Here is a 647-nt window from a genome sequence, read left to right as displayed (position 1 = left end):
GGCGCCAGCGAGGTCAGCCCCGCCATGCCCAACTGGGCTCCCTTGGCATATGCGCCGGGGCTGAACAACTCGCCGCCCATACCACCCATGGCTTGCAAGCCGTTGGCGTACGACAGCGGACGTCCGTCGTGCGAATCGAGCGCGTCGATCGTACGCTGGGTCGCGCCGTCCGAGAGCAAGCCGGTCGACTCGCCGACCAGCGCACCGAGATAGGCATAGCCCTTACCGACCGTAGTCAGCAACGCCGGCACGCCATCGACCAAGCCCTTACCGAACCCAACGCCTATCTGCCCCATCGCCGCCGCCGTATTGCGCATCTGGTCGCCGTAGGCCATAGGCGGGCGATTGTCCACCGGCACCATCTCCGAGCCCGTCACATTGCCCAACGCATCGTAGGTCGTCCGTTCAACCATCGGCACGCCCCCATCGGCGGCGGCGCCCGGCGCCGCATAGTTGCGCGCCGGCGAGGCCCGGTTCGACTCGCGGTACAACTCGCTGGCCGCCTCGTCCGCCTGCTGTCTGGCGATCTGTTGCAGCCGCGCGTTGTCGGTGTTGAGCGTGCCCTGCCCCAGCCCCGAACTGTCGCCGTACGCGTTCGGATCGTCCGGGATGAAGTAGTTCTGCCCGGCGTAGAGATTGCTGTTGCT

At 67.1% G+C, this 647-nt stretch carries 1 protein-coding gene; it reads right to left on the bottom strand.

Features of this window, described 5'->3' with window-relative positions:
* Positions 1-647 (bottom strand): hypothetical protein (locus tag AC07P1_RS33720; RefSeq protein ID WP_494699949.1); only part of this gene is annotated, 647 nt, incomplete at both ends.

It is taken from the genome of Duganella sp. GW821-FHT07F09, assembly GCF_059418705.1.
Note: the sequence above shows the minus strand (reverse complement) of the source record. Positions and strands in the feature narration are given on the sequence as shown.